Origin of the sequence: Bdellovibrio sp. HCB117, from assembly GCF_047305915.1 — a bacterium.
In the GTDB taxonomy this organism is placed as follows: Bacteria; Bdellovibrionota; Bdellovibrionia; order Bdellovibrionales; family Bdellovibrionaceae; genus Bdellovibrio; species Bdellovibrio bacteriovorus_B.
On record NZ_CP178622.1, the window covers coordinates 2146544 to 2167209 of the forward strand.

The 20666-nt window shown below is 45.3% G+C and carries 21 protein-coding genes and 1 tRNA gene; 8 read left to right on the plus strand and 14 right to left on the minus strand.

Annotated features, from left to right (window positions below):
• Positions 1-236 precede the first annotated feature (236 nt).
• Positions 237-959 (minus strand): dolichyl-phosphate beta-glucosyltransferase, encoded by a 723-nt coding sequence (locus ACLWBD_RS10260; protein WP_063206696.1) that lies wholly within the window; start codon positions 957-959, stop codon positions 237-239.
• Positions 956-3043, minus strand: a complete 2088-nt coding sequence (locus tag ACLWBD_RS10265) for a site-specific recombinase (protein ID WP_413568115.1) — start codon at positions 3041-3043, stop codon at positions 956-958. Before ACLWBD_RS10265 ends, ACLWBD_RS10260 begins: the two co-directional genes overlap by 4 nt.
• Positions 3044-3177: 134 nt before the next feature.
• Between ACLWBD_RS10265 and ACLWBD_RS10270 the strand changes: the two genes are divergently transcribed.
• The 4 genes from ACLWBD_RS10270 to ACLWBD_RS10285 are packed head-to-tail and all read left to right on the plus strand — an operon-like array spanning position 3178 to position 5474.
• On the plus strand, positions 3178-3723 hold the full coding sequence (locus ACLWBD_RS10270) for a redoxin family protein (protein ID WP_063206694.1): 546 nt from the start codon (positions 3178-3180) through the stop codon (positions 3721-3723).
• The gene (locus ACLWBD_RS10275; protein WP_413568116.1) at positions 3724-4143 is read left to right on the plus strand and encodes a serine protease spb1; all 420 of its coding nucleotides are present in this window, start codon (positions 3724-3726) and stop codon (positions 4141-4143) included.
• Positions 4140-5039 carry a serine protease spb1 gene (locus ACLWBD_RS10280; RefSeq protein ID WP_413568117.1) on the plus strand — a complete coding sequence of 300 codons (900 nt, stop codon included), beginning with the start codon at positions 4140-4142 and terminating at the stop codon, positions 5037-5039. The genes ACLWBD_RS10275 and ACLWBD_RS10280 overlap by 4 nt, the downstream gene beginning before the upstream one ends.
• A gap of 9 nt (positions 5040-5048) precedes the next feature.
• The gene (locus tag ACLWBD_RS10285; RefSeq protein WP_413568118.1) at positions 5049-5474 is read left to right on the plus strand and encodes a FixH family protein; all 426 of its coding nucleotides are present in this window, start codon (positions 5049-5051) and stop codon (positions 5472-5474) included.
• Here the strand turns inward: ACLWBD_RS10285 and ACLWBD_RS10290 are convergent.
• On the minus strand, positions 5471-5797 hold the full coding sequence (locus tag ACLWBD_RS10290) for a KH domain-containing protein (RefSeq protein WP_063206690.1): 327 nt from the start codon (positions 5795-5797) through the stop codon (positions 5471-5473). The genes ACLWBD_RS10285 and ACLWBD_RS10290 overlap by 4 nt on opposite strands.
• Before the next feature lie 498 nt (positions 5798-6295).
• Between ACLWBD_RS10290 and ACLWBD_RS10295 the strand changes: the two genes are divergently transcribed.
• Positions 6296-6913, plus strand: a complete 618-nt coding sequence (locus ACLWBD_RS10295) for a DNA-3-methyladenine glycosylase I (RefSeq protein ID WP_413568119.1) — start codon at positions 6296-6298, stop codon at positions 6911-6913.
• A 52-nt stretch (positions 6914-6965) separates the two neighbouring features.
• Here ACLWBD_RS10295 and ACLWBD_RS10300 read toward each other — a convergent pair.
• The 10 genes from ACLWBD_RS10300 to ACLWBD_RS10345 all read right to left on the minus strand — a co-directional run bounded on the left by ACLWBD_RS10300 (position 6966) and on the right by ACLWBD_RS10345 (position 17205).
• Positions 6966-7039 (minus strand) — tRNA-Cys (locus ACLWBD_RS10300).
• 75 nt (positions 7040-7114) lie between these two features.
• Positions 7115-8563: an ATP-binding protein gene (locus ACLWBD_RS10305; RefSeq protein ID WP_413568120.1), complete on the minus strand. Its 1449-nt coding sequence runs from the start codon at positions 8561-8563 to the stop codon at positions 7115-7117.
• Positions 8564-8649: 86 nt separating this feature from the next.
• Positions 8650-9528: a site-specific tyrosine recombinase gene (locus ACLWBD_RS10310; RefSeq protein WP_063206682.1), complete on the minus strand. Its 879-nt coding sequence runs from the start codon at positions 9526-9528 to the stop codon at positions 8650-8652.
• A 116-nt stretch (positions 9529-9644) separates the two neighbouring features.
• Complete coding sequence (locus ACLWBD_RS10315; RefSeq protein WP_413568121.1) at positions 9645-10256, minus strand: hypothetical protein; 612 nt, start codon at positions 10254-10256, stop codon at positions 9645-9647.
• An 80-nt stretch (positions 10257-10336) separates the two neighbouring features.
• On the minus strand, positions 10337-11104 hold the full coding sequence (locus tag ACLWBD_RS10320) for a hypothetical protein (RefSeq protein WP_063206680.1): 768 nt from the start codon (positions 11102-11104) through the stop codon (positions 10337-10339).
• Positions 11105-11572: 468 nt separating this feature from the next.
• On the minus strand, positions 11573-13396 hold the full coding sequence (locus tag ACLWBD_RS10325) for a hypothetical protein (protein WP_413568122.1): 1824 nt from the start codon (positions 13394-13396) through the stop codon (positions 11573-11575).
• A gap of 36 nt (positions 13397-13432) precedes the next feature.
• Positions 13433-14590: a SpoIID/LytB domain-containing protein gene (locus tag ACLWBD_RS10330; protein ID WP_413568123.1), complete on the minus strand. Its 1158-nt coding sequence runs from the start codon at positions 14588-14590 to the stop codon at positions 13433-13435.
• Between the two features lie 92 nt (positions 14591-14682).
• On the minus strand, positions 14683-15432 hold the full coding sequence (locus tag ACLWBD_RS10335) for a slipin family protein (RefSeq protein ID WP_063206678.1): 750 nt from the start codon (positions 15430-15432) through the stop codon (positions 14683-14685).
• Between the two features lie 10 nt (positions 15433-15442).
• A complete protein-coding gene (locus ACLWBD_RS10340; protein WP_413568124.1) occupies positions 15443-16717 on the minus strand; it encodes an NfeD family protein in 1275 nt (424 codons plus the stop codon).
• Entirely contained in the window at positions 16714-17205 is a 492-nt protein-coding gene (locus ACLWBD_RS10345; RefSeq protein WP_063206676.1) for a hypothetical protein, read from the minus strand. The genes ACLWBD_RS10340 and ACLWBD_RS10345 overlap by 4 nt, the downstream gene beginning before the upstream one ends.
• 168 nt (positions 17206-17373) lie before the next feature.
• Between ACLWBD_RS10345 and ACLWBD_RS10350 the strand changes: the two genes are divergently transcribed.
• Positions 17374-17580: a hypothetical protein gene (locus tag ACLWBD_RS10350; protein WP_413568125.1), complete on the plus strand. Its 207-nt coding sequence runs from the start codon at positions 17374-17376 to the stop codon at positions 17578-17580.
• Here the strand turns inward: ACLWBD_RS10350 and ACLWBD_RS10355 are convergent.
• Positions 17577-18767, minus strand: a complete 1191-nt coding sequence (locus ACLWBD_RS10355) for an MFS transporter (protein WP_413568126.1) — start codon at positions 18765-18767, stop codon at positions 17577-17579. The two genes, ACLWBD_RS10350 and ACLWBD_RS10355, sit on opposite strands and share 4 nt — an antisense overlap.
• Positions 18768-18842: 75 nt before the next feature.
• Here ACLWBD_RS10355 and ACLWBD_RS10360 point away from each other — a divergent pair, with 75 nt between their 5' ends.
• Together ACLWBD_RS10360 and ACLWBD_RS10365 are read left to right on the plus strand one after the other, a co-directional pair.
• Complete coding sequence (locus tag ACLWBD_RS10360; protein WP_413568127.1) at positions 18843-19247, plus strand: hypothetical protein; 405 nt, start codon at positions 18843-18845, stop codon at positions 19245-19247.
• 481 nt (positions 19248-19728) lie between these two features.
• Positions 19729-20391 carry a hypothetical protein gene (locus tag ACLWBD_RS10365; protein ID WP_413568128.1) on the plus strand — a complete coding sequence of 221 codons (663 nt, stop codon included), beginning with the start codon at positions 19729-19731 and terminating at the stop codon, positions 20389-20391.
• Positions 20392-20666 lie beyond the last annotated feature (275 nt).

Consider the following 20666-nt stretch of genomic DNA (forward strand, 5'->3'; position numbering starts at 1 on the left):
AATTTTTTTTCCACCTAAAAAAGTGAAATTTTCTGTCATGGCACTGGTAGTTCCAAAGTGGAACCTCAGCTCAAATTTAAGACAGGAACGCGGTTAAATATAAGAAACCCTTATAGAAGACATTATTTATGAGCTTGGTTTCTGCTTAATATTAAAACAACGTAAATGACGCTAAGAGTCTTCATTTTCTTGTTTGAGATCACAGAATTGTTCTTTATTACAACGAACTTTTTCCGTCAGCGAAGGCGCAGTTTCAGTTTAATCACCGTCCACAACATTTCTAAACTGTCGCGAATAATGTGCACGTGCGAGTGATCTTGATGACGCCAACGAATCGGCACTTCCGTCACGATTTTATTTCTTCTTAAGAGAAGAACTATCAGCTCTACATCCCACGCAAACCTTGTCACTTGCAAGCGCGGCAAGATTTCAGAGCGAAACACCTCATCATTGCGCAAAAGTTTAAAACCACATTGCGTATCCTGATAAGGAAGTCCGACCAGAAGCTTTAATATCTTATTAAATGTCTTTCCCATGTTCTGGCGAATCCAGTGCTGACGTCTTTCTATATGACTATGCACGAGGCCTCGCGACCCCATGACCATGTCTGATTTTACCGTCGACGGAAAAAGTTTAAAGAGTTCCTCCCACGGAGTCGCCATGTCGGCGTCGGCCACCAAGATATAATCGCCCGTAGCCTCTTTAAAGCCTGCATGAACAGCCGCACCTTTTCCTTGATTGGGAGACAACGATATCAAGCGCACCAGGGGAAATCCTTCACGATCATTCTGCGCGACTGTTGCTGTTTGATCCGTTGATCCATCATCGACAACCAGAACTTCCGTGATCACCCAATCGGGATTTTCTTCGGCGACAAATGACTTCAACGCTTGCAAAGTTTTAGGCAAGCGCTGCTCTTCATTGTACGCGGGAATAACTATAGAGATCTTTGATTTCAATGTTCGTTCCCACTCGACGAAGACCTTATGGAGGCTCCGACGGGTATAAAGAAGCTCAAAGGATTCGCGAAAAATCTTTTTGCGATCGCACGGCGGATCGCCCGCCTTTCAGTGACATTCACGCCACGAGCTTTGATCGCGGTGTAAAATGCCATACCAAAACTCACAAGCACGTTGAACGCGCCAACAAAAAAGATCCCAATCACCGCGCGCCAAAAGTCCCAGGTCTTTAAGAAATCCAGGCCTAGCACGGGTAAAGCACCCGCTAAAGTTCCCGATGACAGCGTTACGTGTCGCACATCCAAAGGAATGCTTAAAAACTTCATGATCTCGGGCACCATACCTAACAAGATACCTAAAGAGATATTGCCTAAGAGACCTGAAATATTATTTTCTAAAAAGACCGCGATATTGCGAGCGCCTCTTTTACCAAAAATAGCGCGCAAGCTAGGGCTGCGAGCAAGAGTTTTACGCAAAGAATTTAAAGCAAACCAGTTATCTCCCCACCCGGCAATCAAACTTGACGAGTAAAGAAGAATTCCCGTGAAAGCAGCATAGATAACCGTGGGGCCGAAGATATCTACGGATTTATAAGCAGAAACGGCTTTTTCCATCGACATGATATTGTGTCCAACCAATAAAAAGAAAGCCGTATCAATTAAGATGACCGTTGGAATAACGAACATCACGTTACCTAGAATAGACGCCACCTGCGAGCGAATCAAATGCGTGATCTCGGTCACAAGATCCGCCATCCCTTTTTCAGTATCGACGTCTTCCATTTTTTCGGCTAGCGCTGGCGCTGTCATCGCCGGCTGCTTCGTTCCAAGCGTAAAGCCCGCAAGATGAATGAGCACGAAGCTCAGCGCATAGTTGATCGAAGCTAAAGAACCTTCGACGAATCCGCCCAACCCCAAGGCCAAAATACCTACTTTTACGTAAACCGTGATCGCCGTCACCGCACCACCACCGCCGGCGGCCGCGAGCATGTGACGGTATTGTTCTTTCGTGCGCGTGATGTAGTGTTCTCCCGTTTCGGCAGCACGCTCTACGACTTTGCGGGCGAATAAAGCGATGTTTTGCGAGAACAAAGATTTGATACTGCGCAGATCCTGATTTTCCTGAACGAGTTTTGAAAAGAAACTTGTGACTTTACGACTATCCAGGCGCTCGGTTAACAAAATCTCAAGCAGACTGTCGATGCGTTGTAAATAAGTGCTGAGTTTTGCGATCTGGAACACCAACGAGATGCTCACGCCGTACTCGTCAAGATGCTTGTGGACTTGCACGAGCTCTCGACGGCACTCCCACACAATCATGCGAAAGCGCGATGCTTTTTCAAAGGCCTGGTTGCGATCACCCGCAAGATAAGCATTCATAAACTCTTCATGCCCGCGCATCATCGCAAAGAACGCAGAGTCACGGAAATTTGTTTTATCTAAACGCGTGCGTATCGCTGGCGAAAGCCCAATCGCACGAACTTGAATGACGAGGTAAACCAAAGCGTCTTCAAGATCACTTTGCAAACGGTTCCAGTCACGCTCCTCAGCTGCGACTTCGTACTGAAAAAGCTCCACCAGTTTATCAAAGGTCACGTTGTCGATAGATGCCAACCACAATGGATCATCTTTGTCTGGAAAGAGCGCCCAAAACAAATATCCCAACTCGTGATCCAAAGGCGGAGTGGGCAGAAGCTTCATCATCAGACGATCTGAAAACTCACTCCACATTCCAAGTTCCTTGGGAAGTCCCGTATCGGTATAAAGCTCAATACCACTGACTTCATGAACAACCGTACGAAGAATGCGCGCGACGTTCTTTTTCCATTCCGGATTCCTGTCGAGTACCATAAGCAAAAAGCGCAAGCGAGCTACAGGCAGACGGCCTGTTTCCTTTTCCAAGTGAGAATCAACAGATCCTTCATAGCGAATCCACTGCATCAGCTTCACCAGCCATTGCAGTTGATCTTCTAATTGGCGTTGTTCTTTAGCGCCAGATAACAAAACATCGAGGTCGCTGTGGACTTTTCCACTTCGCTTGTATTGAATGAATCGTGCTCGGAGGGCCTTAAGTTTTGTAAACATACGGAAAGTTTACAGAAATCCTTTTTAAAAAGGTATGGAAAGAGGCCTGTTTGAAACGCATTGCGCCGTACAGGCGGATTTACGCAACATTTGGTGGCGTTTGCGAGATAGACCTCCTGTGTTAGAAAGGCCTTATGCAAAGACTTTCGACTCTAATTCTGCTGACACTTTGGGCATCGTTTTCATGGGCCCTGCCGACTTTTGACGGAAACGATGTCACTTCACAAAAAGAATACCAGTTTTCGACATCAGATAAAGAGGCAACGGTCTTGATTTTTGTTTCTGCTAAATGTCCCTGCTCTGCCAGCCACGAAGCTTTACTGAAAAAATTATCGGAAGAATATAAAAGCATGCAGTTTGTGGGTGTTCATTCCAACTCCGATGAAACTGTCGAAGAGACCAAACAACATTTTGCCGAAGCTCAACTTCCCTTTCCTGTCATTCAAGATAGAAAATCTAAGCTAGCCAACGAACTGGGTGCGTTGAAAACACCTCATGCGTTCGTTTTTAATAAGAAAGGCGAAATGGTCTATCACGGCGGCGTGACCGACAGCCACGTCGGCCCCAGTGCGAAAAAGTTTTTCTTAAAAGAAGTTCTTGAAGACATTCATGCAGGCAAAGCGCCTCGTCACAAAGAAGGCCGCGCTTTAGGTTGCTACATCCAAAGGGAGGACAGCTAAGTGAAAGCTCTGATGCTCATTTTAAGTGTCTGTTTGTTTGCGGGTTGCGCGAATCCTGATTATGTCTCGGACGATGACCAACATCTGCAGAATAAGCCGATGGCCGATGGCGCTTACTTTTCTAAGGTTCGTATTATGGCTAAGATCAGCTGGGAAAATACGCCGACAAGTGAACAAGCCAATGCATTTGTTTTAAATTTTTCAGCGCCTTCGGATCAGTTCAATGAATTGGCGGTCAGTCTTTGGATGCCGTCTATGGGCCATGGCTCGATTCCCGTAAAAATCGAAAAAATCAATGCGACTCAATACCGCATCACCGACGTGTACTTCTTGATGCCCGGAGATTGGGATATTCGCTTCACACTAAAAAACAACGGAGTCACGATTGACTCTTCATACGCCTCAATGATCGTTCCATGAAATATTTTGTATTTGTCTTGATTCTTTTTAGTGGCTCGCTGTCTTTGGCCGCGAGCTGTTGTGGTGGAAGTTTTTCTTTTCCCGCGCTGATTTTAGCTGACGACAAAGCTCAGGTAACAAGTACGTATTCTTACGCGCAAGTCAGCGATGAAGTTTTAGCCAATGGCAAATGGCTGCGTCGTCAGGATGGAAACTTAGCGCAAACACTGAAACTTGAAGGCGCGTCCTTGGTGAGCGACAGCTTGCAAGCCGGATTTTCGATCCCGGTGATGATGAAGTCTGCTGACAACTCTTCTGATTCTAGCGGAGTTGGCGATATTTCTTTATACCTGGGACATGAAACTTTTCCTGAAAGAACTTATTCTCGATGGAAACCCAAAGGTCTGACTTTTTTACAAGTGACCTTGCCAACAAGCCCTTCCATTTACGATTCCTCTATCACAACAGCCACAGACATTCGCGGTCGCGGTTTTTATTCCCTGGGCGGTGGCGTCGCTTTGATGAAAGCCTGGGCGACCTGGGACGCCAATTATAACGGAGAAATTCACTACTCTTTACCGCGCACGATTTCGAACGAGGCCTATGGTGGAGACGTTGAAGTAAAGCCTGGATTTGGAACCACTCAGACCGTAGGCCTTGGATGGAATCGTGGCGATTATCGCGTGGGTTCTGCACTCACCTATTTATATGAAGATGCGATTCGACTTTCAGGCGCAACGAGTAGCGATGGCACAGCTCAAAGAAATTTCACCTTGGGATTTTCAGGCAGCTACATGATCAATCTCGAATCTGCGGTCACTGTCAGCTACAGCGACCAAAGTTGGATTGGCAATCCCGTGAATTCAAGTTTATCAAAAACATTTAATATCAGCTACCAACAGCGGTGGCCTCGGTAGGAGAAAGAAATGAAACTTATTGGTTCTATTATTTTAGGAGCAGCTCTTCTTATTGCGGGTCTTCTCTTCAGTGCAAATGCCAGAGCTCAAGCTGGCGCGGCATGCCCTGTTTATTTCAAAACGTCAAATGTTTGCGCTTCGGTTGAATTCACAAAAGGACCGTCTGATTCTGAAGAGTCTCAGTTCCTAGTAAAATTCTATGGGTACGCCTCTGCTAACGGCGAACCCGTGATGGTGGATCCACAAAATTTGAAAGTCGATCTTTGGATGAACATGGGCCATCATGGTCACGGTTCAGGCCCGGTCAAAGTTGTGAAACAGGATCAGGGTATTTACTTCGTATCGGAAGCATACTTCGTCATGGCAGGTCGCTGGCAGATCCGCCTTTTCGTGAATGGCGAAAAAGGCGAATTCGATGTCGATGTAAAACCTTAAGCGTCGACACAGTAGTAGGGAATTTCAACAATGGCGCGAACACCTTTTCGCGCCAACGTTGCGCTGATCACCGCGCGCACGCCGTTGATATTCTTGCCCTTGGCGCCGATGATTTGGCCTAGGCACTTTTGATCGCATTCGACTTTATAAACAGTCGTCTTATCACCGAAACTGTATGTCACGATGATAGAATCCGGATGATCAACCAAGCCGCGAATCAATGTCTGCAGCAATTCCTTGCCTTCCTCACGCACTCGACCTGAATCCAGGTCTTTAAGCTCAGGACGCTTTTTAATAACTTTGATCTCGCTTGGGCCCGTCATTTATTTCACTCCAGTAATGTTTCGATAATAAACCTTTCGGGAGTTGTTTATGTTCTCTAAAGGGCCAAATCCCCACATTCATATTATTTTGTGTGATTTAAATCAGTTTAGGTCCACGATTCGGCTGGGATATTTTGCGAAGAATTAAATTTTCAATTCGTTGAGCTTTTATTTTACTAACAACATCCGAACAAAGCCGAATTATCAGAATTCCTTTCAGATATTTGTAATGTTGGATTCACGTCACGATCGAATTTCATGTTAAAGATCTTTGTTGCCTGGTTCGGCATTCAAGATCATGACAACTCGAAGTTGCTTTGAAAGTAAATGTCGCCTTATAAATAATCCGTACAGTGAAGGAGAACCTCTTTTGAGCAAAACAACCGAAGACAATGAAAAGCAGATCCGAATTAAAACTCTTATTATTCTGGGGTTGACGTTTATTCTGCCGTCGATCGGGACTCTGGTATTTATGGCGTTTTATCTTAATCGATAACTATGAGTAAGACCATCCACTTTCCTGACAGAAAAAAGCGCTGCACATGGAGCGCCTCAGCTCCCGAGTTTTTAAAGTATCATGATGAGGAATGGGGCTTCCCAGTTGGCGATGACTATCGCCTTTTTGAAAAGCTGTCTCTCGAAGGATTTCAATCGGGTTTAAGTTGGCGCACGATACTTGCTAAACGAGAAAACTTCCGCAAAGCATTTCATCAATTTGATTTCAACAAGGTCGCAAAGTTCACCCAGAAAGACGTCACAAGATTACTTAAAGACGAAGGCATTATCCGCCACAAAGGGAAAATAGAAGCCGTCATCAACAATGCCAAGATGGCGCAAGAAATCGTTCGGACTCACGGCTCCCTAGCCGCTTATATTTGGAGTTTTGAGCCCGACAAGAAGGATCTTGCAACACCTCAAACGGCTTCAACCTCGGCAGCATCAATAGCGCTTTCAAAAGCATTAAAGAAACAAGGCTGGAAGTTTGTAGGACCAACAACGGTGTACGCCTTCATGCAGGCGATGGGGCTTATCAATGATCACGCTGTTGGTTGTGTTATTAGATCTAAGGTTGAAGCTAAACGCCGAAGGTTTAAGAAACCAAAGTGCGCAATATAAATCCTTGCAGACTTTTTAGCGAATCCCACTTCAAAATGTAAAAGAAATTAATTGGAGGTGGCGGCCGGAATTGAACCGGCGTGAGCGGTTTTGCAGACCGCGGCCTAACCACTTGGCTACACCACCTTAAAAAGGAGTCTCAATTTAAGGTTTAGGTGCCTTTAAGTCAATTGGAAAGACGGACAGTCTGCATAGAACCGCTCAGCAACCCAGGCGTTTCAATGCCTCAAACGGTACATAAGTGACTTTCAGAGCACGCTCTACATGCCGGGGTTCGAGCTTTTCACTCATTTCTAAGTCAGCATAACTTCGCGCAACGCGAAGCGTTGCCAGATCCCTTCTTCGAGAAATCATCTCTTTAGGAAAGAGTTCCTCTAAGTAAAAACGAGGAAGATCCTCGATCAGCTCTTCCCAAGTCCAACGAGCGGAAACCTTCTTAAATCTCAGATCATGAAGAGCGGTTTTCTTTCTGAAAAGGCGAACATCTTCAAGGTGTTTCAAGATATCAGCCCCCAGCACCGTGGACCCTCTTTCCCGCTTCTGTGTAAAGAACAAAACTTGAAAGCGATCCACGAGTGGTCCTGACAGTCTTTCCATATAGGATTGGCATTTCTTTAGCGAACGACCACAAACCACTTTGGATTGTGGAACCCAGTCGCCGCATGGACATAAGTTTGTCGCCGCGATCACCAATGCTTCCGCAGGATGTTCTTCAATATACCTTCCCCGTCTAAGACGAATGCGGAATTCTTCCATGGGTTCACGCAAAGTTTCTTGAGCGCGTGGATTGAACTCCAAAAGTTCATCAAGAACGAGGATGCCTTTATGTGCGCGAGAAAATTCTCCTTTAAAAGGAGGCACACCCCCACCGATCAAACCGAGGGGCGATGTTGAATGGTGGGGATGAACCATAGGACGCCAATTTAGGGGGATCTTTGATTCTTTGTTATTGCGAAAGATCTCATGAAAATCTTCTTGCGAAGGCTCTTGCAATAAAGACAACAAAGATTTTGCGATGGTGCTTTTTCCAGAACCGGCAGGTCCCGCAAGCAACAACGAATGCTCACCGATCGCAATGAGTTTTAAAAGTTCAGCCTGTCTTTCGGGAAAACGAAGATCTAAACCGAACATCGGTCTTTCAATTAAATATTCTCGTGCGACTGCAGGATGAATTTCAGGTGCGAGCAAATCACGAAGCTCCTTCAAACAGGCACGCATAAAAGGAGTTTTGCGATGACTTCCCGCCCCTGTCCACACAACACGATCTTCGCTAGTTTCAAAATCTTCCGTCAGATCGTCGGGCTCAAAGACAGAACCGTTTAATGACAATTCTCCATAGACCAAAACAGAATCCTCCGCAGGCTTGGGGACTTGTTCACTTTCCCAAAGTAAACCCAAAGCCACGGCGAGTTCCAACCCTCGCGAAGACTTTTTCAAATGCGAAGGACGAAGATTCACTAAAATCTGCTGCGCTTTCGGAAATTCAAAACCTTGAGCACGAATGGCACTTTTGATTCGATGAATGCTTTCTTTGATGGCTTGATCAGGAAGACCCAAGAATTGAATTTGTGGCAACCCAGGAATCAAAGAAAGTTCGACTTCCACTGGCACCAGACGATCATTTTCACGAATTAAAGACTGTATTTTCATGCCGAAATATCTTTGCAAAAGAAATCTCGACTTACGAAAAAAACAAAGGGCTTCTTATTCAGAAGCCCCTTCGAGGTTCGGACGATCTATTTGTCCACTTCGACCATCTGCGACAGCGGATGGTGTTCTTCAATCGTGCGCGACATCGTATTTGTCGTTACACTCGTATAGATTTGTGTTGTTTGAATACTTGCGTGACCCAACAACATTTGAATCGAACGAAGATCCGCACCACTTTCCAAAAGAGCCGTCGCGCATCCATGACGGAAGCGATGTGGATTCACAGGTTCTGGGAATCCCGCTCTTAAAGACCAAGCTGCCAACCATCTCCACACATCGACGCGTGAAGGACGATGACCGCGATCATTAATCAAGATCGAAGGGCTGTTTTCTTTCACTAACATCGGACGGTGTTCTTTAAGATAAGTGGTTAGATTTTCCGCAAGCTTTTCAGTCAAAGGAACCAAACGTTCTTTGCTGCCTTTACCTAGAACTTTGATCCAACGATCCGTCGGATTGAAGTCTACGATGTTTAAAGCAATCAATTCAGAAACGCGGCAACCCAAGCCATACAAGAAAAGCAAAGTCAGCTGATTGCGAGCTGTGCGAATAGGATCTTGCACTTCAGCCGCATCAAAAAGCATTTGGAATTCTTGTGGAGTTAAAACTTTAGGAAGTCCGACTTTCACTTTCGGCGGACGAAGTTCACGAAGCTCCTCACATTTCATCCCGCGTGTCTCACAGAACTTGAAATACGTGCGCAGAGAAGAAATCACGCGCGCTTGAGAACGCGTGGAGAGTTTATTTTTCTTCATAAACTCATAAAATCCGCTCACCGTTTTGTTGGTTTTTTTGTATTCCATGTAGAGTTCTAAATCACGACGATATGCCATCACCGTATTCTGAGAACGTCCCCGGACATTTTGAAGCTCATCAAAGAAGTCGATCCAAAGAGGTAATTCCATACCGATATTAGACCTAGACTTTCCTCTAAGCGCAAGCAATTATTATGTAAGGCTTTTGAAATAAAAAAGCCCCAAGGTTTTATCCTTGGGGCGCAAGTTATTCTTAATTTTTGATCTTACAAGATCGTATCAGCAAACATCGCTGAACATACGTAGCCATTCGCGCGCACGATCGTTACTTTTGCATAAAGCTTACGACCCTCATCAACGAAACCGCCTCCAGCAACTCCTGTAGATTCGATCTTCAACTCGATGTTACCCGCAGTTGTTAATAAAGCTGGAACTGATACGTTCGCACCTAGGTTACCAAGTTGACCTACAGAGTATGTCTGCAAGTAGTAAGTTCCTGCTGGCACCACACAGCCTGAGTTTGTAGTATCGTAGAACGTAGTTGGTACAGTGAGAGTTCCTTGCATCGCAATGGGACCGTTGTACCACTTATAGTTGTAACCTGAAGCATTTGGCTGAATCAAACCCGCCTGCGCATACACTTGCATATTCGACAAAGTAAATGCGTTGGTCGATGCTTGGCTGCTAAAAGTTGTGATCACTGTTGGAGCGGTAATACCGCCACAGTTTTGGCAACCATTGATACCCACGATCGGCGTTGTCCCGCCGCTATCACCTTTACCACACGCTGCCAGTGTTAGAACAATTCCCAGCGCTGCTAAAGCTTTTGTGAATACCATTGCTGGAAAACTTAAAGTCTTTTTGTTAAGTCTTTCCATAAATCTCTCCTAGTTTCCAATTCTTTCTTTTAATCCCTAGTTAAACTTCTATCTAATTTCTACTTCGTTATCCGTCACTCTTATTTGATCGCTGCTGCTTTAGAAAGTCCTGAGAATGTACCAAGCTTTCTGTAACCGTCTCCAGGGTATGGAGTGTTTTTGTTCATCACAGCAGAAGCGCGGCAGTTGTAAGGACCGTCATAGATGTACCAGCATTTTCTGTAAGGTGATTGTTGAACATAGGATTGAGCAAAGTTTTTGTAGTAAACAGAGCCCGACAATGTTCCTGAACCTTGAGCGTCACCTTGGTTGATATAGTTATCAACTACTAGCACGATCGCACCGTAAGCATCTTGGAAGTATGCAGAGAAGTAGTACTTACCATTGATGATGAACCATCTGTTGAACTCAGCTTCCATCAAACCGTTATCTTTCATACCTTTATAGCTTACGTTTGTGCCGGAACCTGCTTCGAACTTACCTTCATATTGGTAACCAGTGTCTACGTAAGAGATTTTTACGACACCTGCGTATCTACCATTACCTGCGTTGTTCAAATCAACTGTCAGTTTAAAGTTCGTTGGGTTGTTCAACGGATGCATTGCTACGTAAGAGTTAAACTCTGAGATAGACACCGGAGTGAATGTCACAGTGTTTGAACCTGTTGCAGTGGAACCGTTATTGTTAGAGCCACTTCCATCTGGAGAATCAGGGATGATACCTTCTCCGCCAATGAGTGGTGGCTGAACTACTGAATTCGTTTGGAACTGATTGCTTTGACCACAACCTACACCCATAAGTGCGAATGCTGCCATCGTTAGGATCAGTTTTGAGTTGAATGTTTTCATATCAGCCTCTCTTTAAGCAGTCCGGTTTAAAAGGGACCGCTCACGAGGATACTATTGCGATGCTTGTGCCAACCCACCAAAACTGCGCCAAACTATTGAAACCACAATACAATAGTCACATTTCTCGTGTTGAAACAGCCCCCTGTTTGTCGTCTAACGTCTGTGGCAGGTGCGCAAAATGGGCACTACTGTCACATCTTGAGATGGCAAAAAGTTCGACGAAAAAGAAAATATTTAAGATTTTTCCTCACCTTACCGAAATGGGATTGTAGCGAAAATATAAAGGAATTAGTCATGACTATCACAGCAACTAATGCATTGATCTTGGGCGCAGTTTTTATGTTCGCAGCTCGAGTCTTTTTGGGATTCTAAAATTTAACTGAATTTAGACTTTCCAAACTTTTACGAAGGACCTTCCTTGCGAAGATCCTTTTTTTATTTCTAGCCCTTCGTTTCTTCCCGAATAAATTAGAACTTACCGTGCAAGAAGACCATTCCTTGGACTTTGTTTTGAGTTGTTCCCATAACTGGTGACACCGGACCAATAACTCCAAATGGCGTGATTTGATTTCCGCGCGTGTGGGACACATTGGCGCCCAACTCGAACATTTTATTAAGCTTCTTCGTCCATTCTACAGAAACCGAGGAAGCTGGCTTGATGTCGTAAAAGGGGTCTTTGCTTTTGTTGTCAACGATGCGTCCCAGATCGGCACTCACGCTGAAAGTGCCTAACTTCTCTGTCGGCAAAACAGCCTTAATAGAGTTGCGAACGGCAATCGCGGAGGATGTATTCACTCCTTCCAAGAAATAAACATCCGCCCCCACAACAAGATAAGCCTCCTTTTTATCGGGCTTGCTGGTGTCATAGATCACACCGACGCGGTCATAAGTTGTTTGGAATTCTCGTTGATGTTTCTGTTCTAATTGAACTGGCATGAAGCTCCAAGTGCGGTCGGCAGAAGCTTTTAAGTTCAGCTCTTTCCATTCATGCTCTACACCTGCTTTGAGTTCCGTGCGAACGCCTGAAGTTGTATTCTTATCTTGGTCACCGCTTTTGGGTTTAAAATCAAAAGTGGAGGTGCTGAGTTCAACTTTTCCGGTCGTATTATTGATACGCGCGGACCCTTTAAGATCCGAACCAAAGAACAAGGTGCTTCTTTCACCGTCTTTGAAAGTATTCGTCATGCGGTCAAAACCGGGAGCCGTTAAACGAAGGGCGCCACCGTAAGTTTCAGCTGTGACCTTCACCTCATCGATCAACTTTCCATCAGAAATAATGCTTGCCCCCGTTCGAGCGGAAAGGCCTGCAGCTTCAAGACGATACGTGCCTTCGTCGGTGCGAACTTGAGTGCCCAACATAAAGCCTTTAACCGTTTTTGTTCCCATTTGCACAGCAATGGTCTGCTCGTTATTAGAAGCACGCACTGTGAAAGCACTTTGATCAGGTTTGAAAAGCGCCACACCTTTGATCGACTCTTGCACCCATTGCGAAGTCGCGGGAACATACTCATGCACTTTTCCCGGACGAGACTCAACATATTGAGTTCCTGTCAGGACGCCTAAAATTTTAGAGGAAACATCGACCGCAGACTGCAGTGTCTTCTGCTTTGTATTGTAAAGCTGAGAATAGTTTTGCACATAGTATTCACCCGTTTTGGGATCTCGGAAATGAAGAATCGCGTGTCCGCCAACTTTGTCTTTATCTAGATTCTGCTGCCACTGACCGTTGTGATGGCCCACGGCTTCGAAACCCAAGCTCTTTGCGACCTCACCAAGAACGCGATGAATGTCTCCACAGATGCCACCCTCTTTTTGCTGGCGAACGGCGTTTTGATAAACCGCTTCTAAGTTTTTATTCTCTGTCCCCGTCGCGCTGTAACCAGCAGAAAGGCGACTTCCGATCATGCTTAAAAGTAAAAGCTTTTCTTCATGATTGAACGAGACACCACTTTTATGAGCGTAAGCGACAGCGTCGTTAAGACTTTTTTGCGAAAGAAAAGCGAGATAGGCGGAATTGACTTTGCTTTGAGAACTTTGTGAAAGCTCCAGATCCTTGGGATTTTTGAATGTGACATCTAACTCTTTACCGACGACTTTGGTGTCAGCATAAAAATACCCATCGATCCAATGGGTGTTTCCCGAGTTCAAGGCTTGCGCGAAGGACTTCAGCGAATTGACGGGTTTATTTTCCGTAACACCGCAATCGATACAAGGCATTTCCGCCTCTGTTGCCAAAGAAGATGCTGAGAAACTCACGACGACAAGACTCACTAAAAAAGCTGATGTTTTCATATTCAGCTTTTCGGAGGATTCACTGGCTCGCTGTATTTACTTAAGTCGGGCTAAGGGGTAATAGTGTGTTAAGATCTGTTTATAATTCATTCCGGAACGCGAGAGCGCACGGCTCCCCCATTGACATAATCCAACGCCATGGCCAAAACCACGACCTTCGAATACAAAATTTTCACCGACTTTATTCATTGTAAACATTGTACTGCGAAGTTCCGTGAACCCGATCTTTTGCCGGAAATCATTGGCTGGAATCTCGGCGAAGGAAGAATCATTCATGGCGACCTTCACCTTAAGAACACGCTTGTCGGCGGCGTTGCGAATAAAATCTATTTTTGCAATCGGTGGAAGCTGCAGGCGCTTATGCAACTCTTCTTTAGATAAGGACAGCTTCCAATTCGCACGCGGGTTTGTCGGGCACGAACTGTCTATCGCTGTTCCGGTATTCACTCCATGATTCCAGACACTTTTGGCTGTCGTCGTTTTACCACCGCAATCAGAATGAAAGAACGCTTTCAGAACTTTATCATTAGAGGCATACAGCTTTTGCCCGTGAGTTTCCCTAACCGCTTGCAGAGCTTTTTTAATCAAAGGATCGTTTTCATCTTCTGCAAGAACGTGCCGGAAAACCTGATCTAAGATGCTGCTTTCTAAATGATAGGGCTTGTCTTTGCGTTCATTCATAACAGCAAGAGCGTAGGATCTTGCCGCCACGGCTTGGGCTTTTAAGCTTTCCATGGGCCAAGATAAAGGCATTTCACTGGCAAGCACTCCCACGACATAATCTTCTAAGGGCATCACGCCGACGACGTCGACCTTTTCTTTACTGGCGTGAAGAAGAACTTTTTCTGGCAATGCTTGTGCACCCACCCGCAAGTTCTCACCTTGGATATAAAGAAACTTTTCAGAGAAAAGAGTTTCAGGATCTTTATTGTTGATTCTTAAAGACCAAACCTTCTTCCCTTCTCTTTCCATCAAGCGCACCTCTGCCTGGCCACTGTCAGGAATCGCAACCTGGCGATAAGGACGATCTAAATTGTGAAATTTAAGGCCCAGGCCCGAGATTTGAACTTTTTGAGATGTAGATAAAAGACGAACACGCACTAGCTCCGACCCTGGGATGAGGGAGGATTGCGCGTCGGAAAGAAAACTGACATACACAAAGATGAAACACAAAGACGCCCAAATCAGTTTCACTGACACTCCATCCATGAAGATTTAAAACAAAAAGGGCAAGGCTTCATGCCTTACCCCCCTATTAAACCGCACAGATGAGCGCAGATGAAAGTCTAGTTTTGCTTTTGGGCATCCAAAAGTGGCTTAATGATATCCAGCGGCAAAGGAAAGATGACCGTGTTCGTCTTGTCCCCTGCGATTTCCGTCAAGGTTTGCAGGTAAGCTAACTGCAAAGCGGAAGGAGATCCAGCCAAAGTATTTGAAGCCTCTTGAAGTTTCTGCGCACGCTGAACTTCACCTTCGGCGCTAATAACTTTCGCACGACGTTCACGCTCTGCTTCCGCCTCACGTGCCATCGCTCTTTGCATTTCTTTTGGAAGGTCGATCTGTTTTACTTCCACCATCGTTACCTTAATACCCCAAGCTTCTGTGTGCTTATCCAAGATACCTTGAAGAGCCGAGTTGATCTTATCTCTGTGCTCTAACACGTCATCCAAAGGGTATTGTCCCATTACCGAACGCAAAGTTGTTTGCGCAAGTTGGCTTGTTGCGAAGTAGTAGTCTTCAATTTTTGTGATCGCCTCTAGCGGAGAAATCACTTTGAAGTAAACAACGGCATTTACTTGCATGCTCACGTTGTCTTTGGTGATGACGTCTTGAGGTTGCACGTCCATGGCGATTGTACGTGTATCGATCTTAATCATGCGTTCAACGAAAGGAATAAGCAGGATGAGGCCGGGGCCACGCACGCCGACAGCTTTACCTAAACGAAGAACAACACCGCGCTCCCAGTCGTTAAGAATTTTGACCATGGAACTTAGGATGATTCCACCGATGATGACTATGGCTATTAAAAATTCCATTATTTTCTCCTTATAAAACTTTTTTTACATTTAAAGTAAGACCCTGGCGACCGGTGACTTGCACGCGGTCGTTCACCTGTAACGAATCTTCCGAAACGAAGATCCATGTTTCACCCATGATCTGAATCTGCCCACGATGCCCGTGAGCTTCGACTGTCATCACTACACCCGTGTGATTGGCCAAATCAGCGTCGGCGTCTTTGCTTTTATGACGAATCGTCTTTAGCGCCAGATAGCCAATTCCTAAAAAGAAAACGCCCAGTACAGCGACAACAGAAATAATCAGGGACAATGGCAACGTATATCCAGTCGATTGAGCATCGAATAAAAATAAACTTCCAACGAACACCGCGACTAAACCACCGATTCCCAAAAGACCGAAGCTAGTCACAAATATTTCTAAAACAAGGAAAGCGATACCTAGAAGGATCAAAGCCAATCCTCCCCAAGCAACATCCAACTTATGAAAAGCTACCAGGGAAAGGACTAGTCCGATGCCACCGATCACTCCTGGCGCAATCATCCCTGGATTTGTGATTTCGACATAAAGAAGCCCTAAGCTTCCCATAAAAAGAAGATATGCAAACTCGGGGTCTGCGATAAAGCCTAAAACTTTATAACGGAGATCAGGGGCGAATTCTTGCAACTCCCCCACTTTGACCGAAAGCTCTTTCTTTTCATTTATTAAAACTGTTCGCGCTTCCGATTGCTTTAAAAATTCAGACTCGTTTTGTGCCAAGATGTCTAAAGCTTTTGCTTTGTGAGCGGCTTCGCTGCTCAGTGATTTTGCTTCAGTGACAATTTCTTTAGCAAACTCCAAGTTACGACCGCGTAGCTGCGTAACACCTTCAAGCCAGCTCACGGTGTCGTTGATGATTTTTTTGCGTAAGTCTTCTGGAGTGGCTTCACCTGTTCCCAGGATAGGCGTCGCGGCTCCAATGTTCGTCGCAGTTAAGCCGCCATTGACGTGGCAGGCTTGAAGAATAATGGCACCGGCACTGCCCGCGCCACCTCCGCTAGGAGTGATCAAACAAAGATAAGGAATGTCTGAAGCCAGAATTTGTTCGACGATCAAACGCGTGCTTTGCAGACTTCCGCCCGGAGTATTCATACGGACAAATAACGAATCACACTTTTGTTCTTTTGCTCTTTTTTCAGCGCGAGCCAAATAGTCTGAAGTAGAGGCCGTGATTGCTTCGTTGATTGTAACCGCTAAAGTGCAGGCCGCTTCCGCCTGAGCTGCCAGAAACAGAGTTACAAAAAGAGTGGCGATGACTTTGATCATAACCCTAACTCCTTCATCACTTTTTGCAAATCATTCCACACGACTTTTTTTGCCGCAGCATCTTCAAGCAAATAGGCCGGACTGTAGGTCTCAATCCATTTTCCAGGGCCTTTGAAAATCAACTCTCCCAAATCCTTAGGGAAAGAGCTGAAAACGACGACCACACGACTTTCGCAAATCTGCGCCAGTTCTGATGGAAGTTGCGAGCGATCTTCCACCGTGCAGTCGAGTTCGAGAACTTGGATGTTCTTTAGCTTCATCGCAGTCTTCATCTTGTCGAAAAGATCGCGCACCTCAGGAAGGAAGAAACTTTCTTTGGCTTGAGTCAGAATATTGAGAAAGACCAATTCTTTTTGCTGCACGGATGTGGGTGCAAAAGCACCTTCTTGAGTGAAGAAATGAGCCTTCGTAGAACCAGATTCAGACGCTGGAAGCATCACGTTTTGCAGGCCTAAGACTTCTTGCAGGTAGTGGATATAGTCTTTCATGGCAGGGATTTTACCCAGACCTTTGGCTATAGACTAATAAAACCGGACGTAATGCAGCGCTCAAACCGCCTCAATGACCGCAAATTTAGTCTCAAGTTGAGACGATGCGCGCCGATAAGAGTATTAAGACGCCGAAGTGCGCAGTGCTAAGGCAGTAAAGGAGATCCCATGGAAATCTTTAAATTCAATATCCTTCCAACTGAAGAATTCAATAAGCGTGAGGACTTTCGCAAAGCTGTGAATAACTGCGATATCTGTGGCGGAACTTTGGAATTTAGCTATGAACAAGCGGCCGAGTTTCATGTGCTTCAAGAAAAAGCTCAATGCCCTTGTTGCTCTTCTGAAAAAGAACCTCGCAATCACCGCGTTCACTAAACGCGCGCACGAAGTCCCTTCGCAAATCCAATCAAGGCCAACGCTGCGGCCGCAATAACGAGCGCCCACGATGTTTGGCTTAAACGAGCAACGGCTCCCCAACTGACCGAGCCGATCGCCATGCCCGCATAAAACACCGCAAGAAAAACGCCCAACATCGTTGCTTTGAGATGGGACTTGCCAGTGATCTGGCGCGAACTCATATTCATCAATGTTGATAGTACCAGCCAACCGGTCCCGCACAAGAACATCGCCAGACACATGACTGCGAAGTTGGGAGCCAAACCCAACAATAAAATTCCCAACGCATAAACAATGTACGAACCCGCGAGCGAATTATTTGTGCGATGGGGTTGCATGATCTTTTCTGACAAAAACGCGCTAACACAAGCTCCTAAGCCGAAACATCCTAAGAGGGATCCGTACTGCCAGGAGTTTAAGGCCATCTCGACCCTTCCGCGCGTGGGATAAAGCGCCCACATGGAAGACGCGCAGAAGGTAACAAAGAAAATTTCAACCCAGAGCTTTAAATTGTGAAAAGAGAAAAGAGGCTTCCAATCTTCTTCCGTCAGAGTGATTTTCTTTTTCGTTTCAACATGCTCTTCTTTCACGGGCCAAATCCAGAAAAAGCAGATGAGTCCCAGGAATGAAATGCTGTTGACTAAGAAAGCTGTACTGGGGCCGAAGGCGCTCAGCAAACCTCCGCCGACTGTAGGCCCGAGCACTCGCGTGATGTTAATTCCCATGTAGTACACAAGCACAGCCTGCTGCTGCATGGGATGCGGAACTAAGTCCGTCAGCACAGATTGAAACGCGGGATTCGTCATTGCAAAACCAACTCCCATTGTCAGGGCCAACGCTAACAAACTGAGTTCGGTGATTTTTTCCTGCCACACTAGATAGGCAAGCAAACCCGCAGCTACGAACATAAGACCTTGCGCAAAAAGCAAAATGCGCCGGCGATGCCCTAGATCAGCCACAAATCCAGCGGGAATGCTTAAGAACAAAACCGGAAGATTCGTCGAAAAGGCTAGCAGTGAAATGACAAGTGGAGAAGTATTTAAATGTGTCATCACCCAACTGGCCGCCACATCTTGAATCCACGTCCCCAAATTTGACAAAAACGCACAGATCCAGAAGGACCGGTACAGCGATAATTTCATGGGGGACCAAACAGACTCATTCATGACAACGAAAGCATACTACGGAAAAACTTTGCGACCAATTTCTTATTAGTAAAAAATAAAGGTGCGGAGGTTTGTATGAAAGCTCTAATACCTGCTCTCTTAGGTTTGTTATTGTCAGTCTCTTCTTTCGCAGCTCCAACTCCGGTAGAGATCAAAACACAAACAGGTCAAATCGAAACCAAAGGCGATCGCTACTATTCATACAACTTCGGCAGTCAATGGATCAACTTCAGCCGCTGGGTGGACTTCACCTTAAGAAACACCGGCAACCACCCCGTTCACTTGCGCGGAGTCTTTATTATGGGCTCCAGCTATTGGGCCCAAAGCAACTGCCCGCCGATTTTGGCTCCAGGACAGGTGTGCCTAACACGCGTAGAGTTCCGTCCGTGGTTTGAGGGTTCACATCACGGAAGACTGCGTTTCGCGTTTATCAATGATAGTATTTATATCGATTTGTATGGCTGGGGTGTACGTAGGTAGTTCAAAAGGAACATTTGACGATCTGGCCAGCCGATTTTCCTTCGCGAATTATATTCTTTAGAGTCCTCCACAAGCTTGCATCGGGCAGATGTATCTATCTATTCGGCCCCTGCTGGATATGTAACTCTAGAAGTACTTGTACTTCTAGAAAGCAAAGTGCACGAGAGGAAAAATAATTTACTGAACACTACATTAGGATGAAGTTATGACAAACCTCGCAGCGAGGGCGCCTTGCGTTGATTTCAAAAATTAATGCACTTTTCTCTTGTGGCTCTTTTTTGAATCTTTAATTCTCGGTTTACTTGATAATATTTTTTAATACAAGACCGATCTCACAATTCAAAAAATCACCAAATCTAGAGCGTTTCAGGCACTATAAAGATATTTAACCGACCTATAAAGTATCGAGTGTTCGTTAAGAAAAAGTCGAAAAATCACCTCAAAAATCCCGTGGTATAGTCACCTTGATTAAGAGGTTCCTATGACACTTCAAAATATTTCTAATGATGAATTGATCTTTCGAATGGAAAAATTGGTGCGCACGGAGCGTAAGATCACTCATTTGGTTTTGTGGCATATTGCCGAGATTGATTCGCGCAAGCTTTATGCGGATCTGGGATACGACGGAATGTATGCTTATCTTACTCGTGGTCTCGGATATTCTGAAGGCAGTGCTTATCGTCGATTGCAGTCTGCCCGTCTTTTGAAGAAGGTTCCAGCCGTTGCTGAGAAAATTGAAAGTGGTAAGCTGAACTTATCGCAGCTAACGCAAGTTCAGAAGTGTCTTAATGAAAGCAAGAAATCCGGCGAAAGAATTTCAGAGCAAAAGACCTTGGATGTTTTAAGCAAGCTTGAAAATAAAAACGCCTTCGACACTCAAAAAACTTTGGCTCTTGAAATGAATCTTCCGATCGAAACGCATGAGAAAATCAAACCGCAAAAGGACAGCTCAGTGCGAATTGAACTAACACTTACTCAAGAGCAGTTCGTCGAGTTAGAAAAGGCGCGCAATCTTATGTCCCATATTTGCCCGGAGGGAAATTGGTCTGACGTCATTGCTGAACTTTCAAGACGCTTTAACAATAAAAAACTGGGAGCACTGCCAAAGTTAACTCAGCCCGCCATCGCAGCGGGGTTTCAATAGAAAAATTGATGTTCGGTAGTTTTGTTACGTTAATCTACCTTGAACAACCAAGAGCATTCCTCGAAACAATGCATAGAATCTCCACTAAGTTCGTAACTGTTTATAGATTGCCGTATCCCCTTGAAACTTAACTATGCTCAAAATGAAATTAATAGGTCGGCATTATCGGACAGAGATTTACAACATGACGATTTGTTCGGGCTATAGCAATGACATTACGATCTTTTGCCATAGATCATGTTGTCACGACTTCTATCGGAGCGACTAGCAACGGC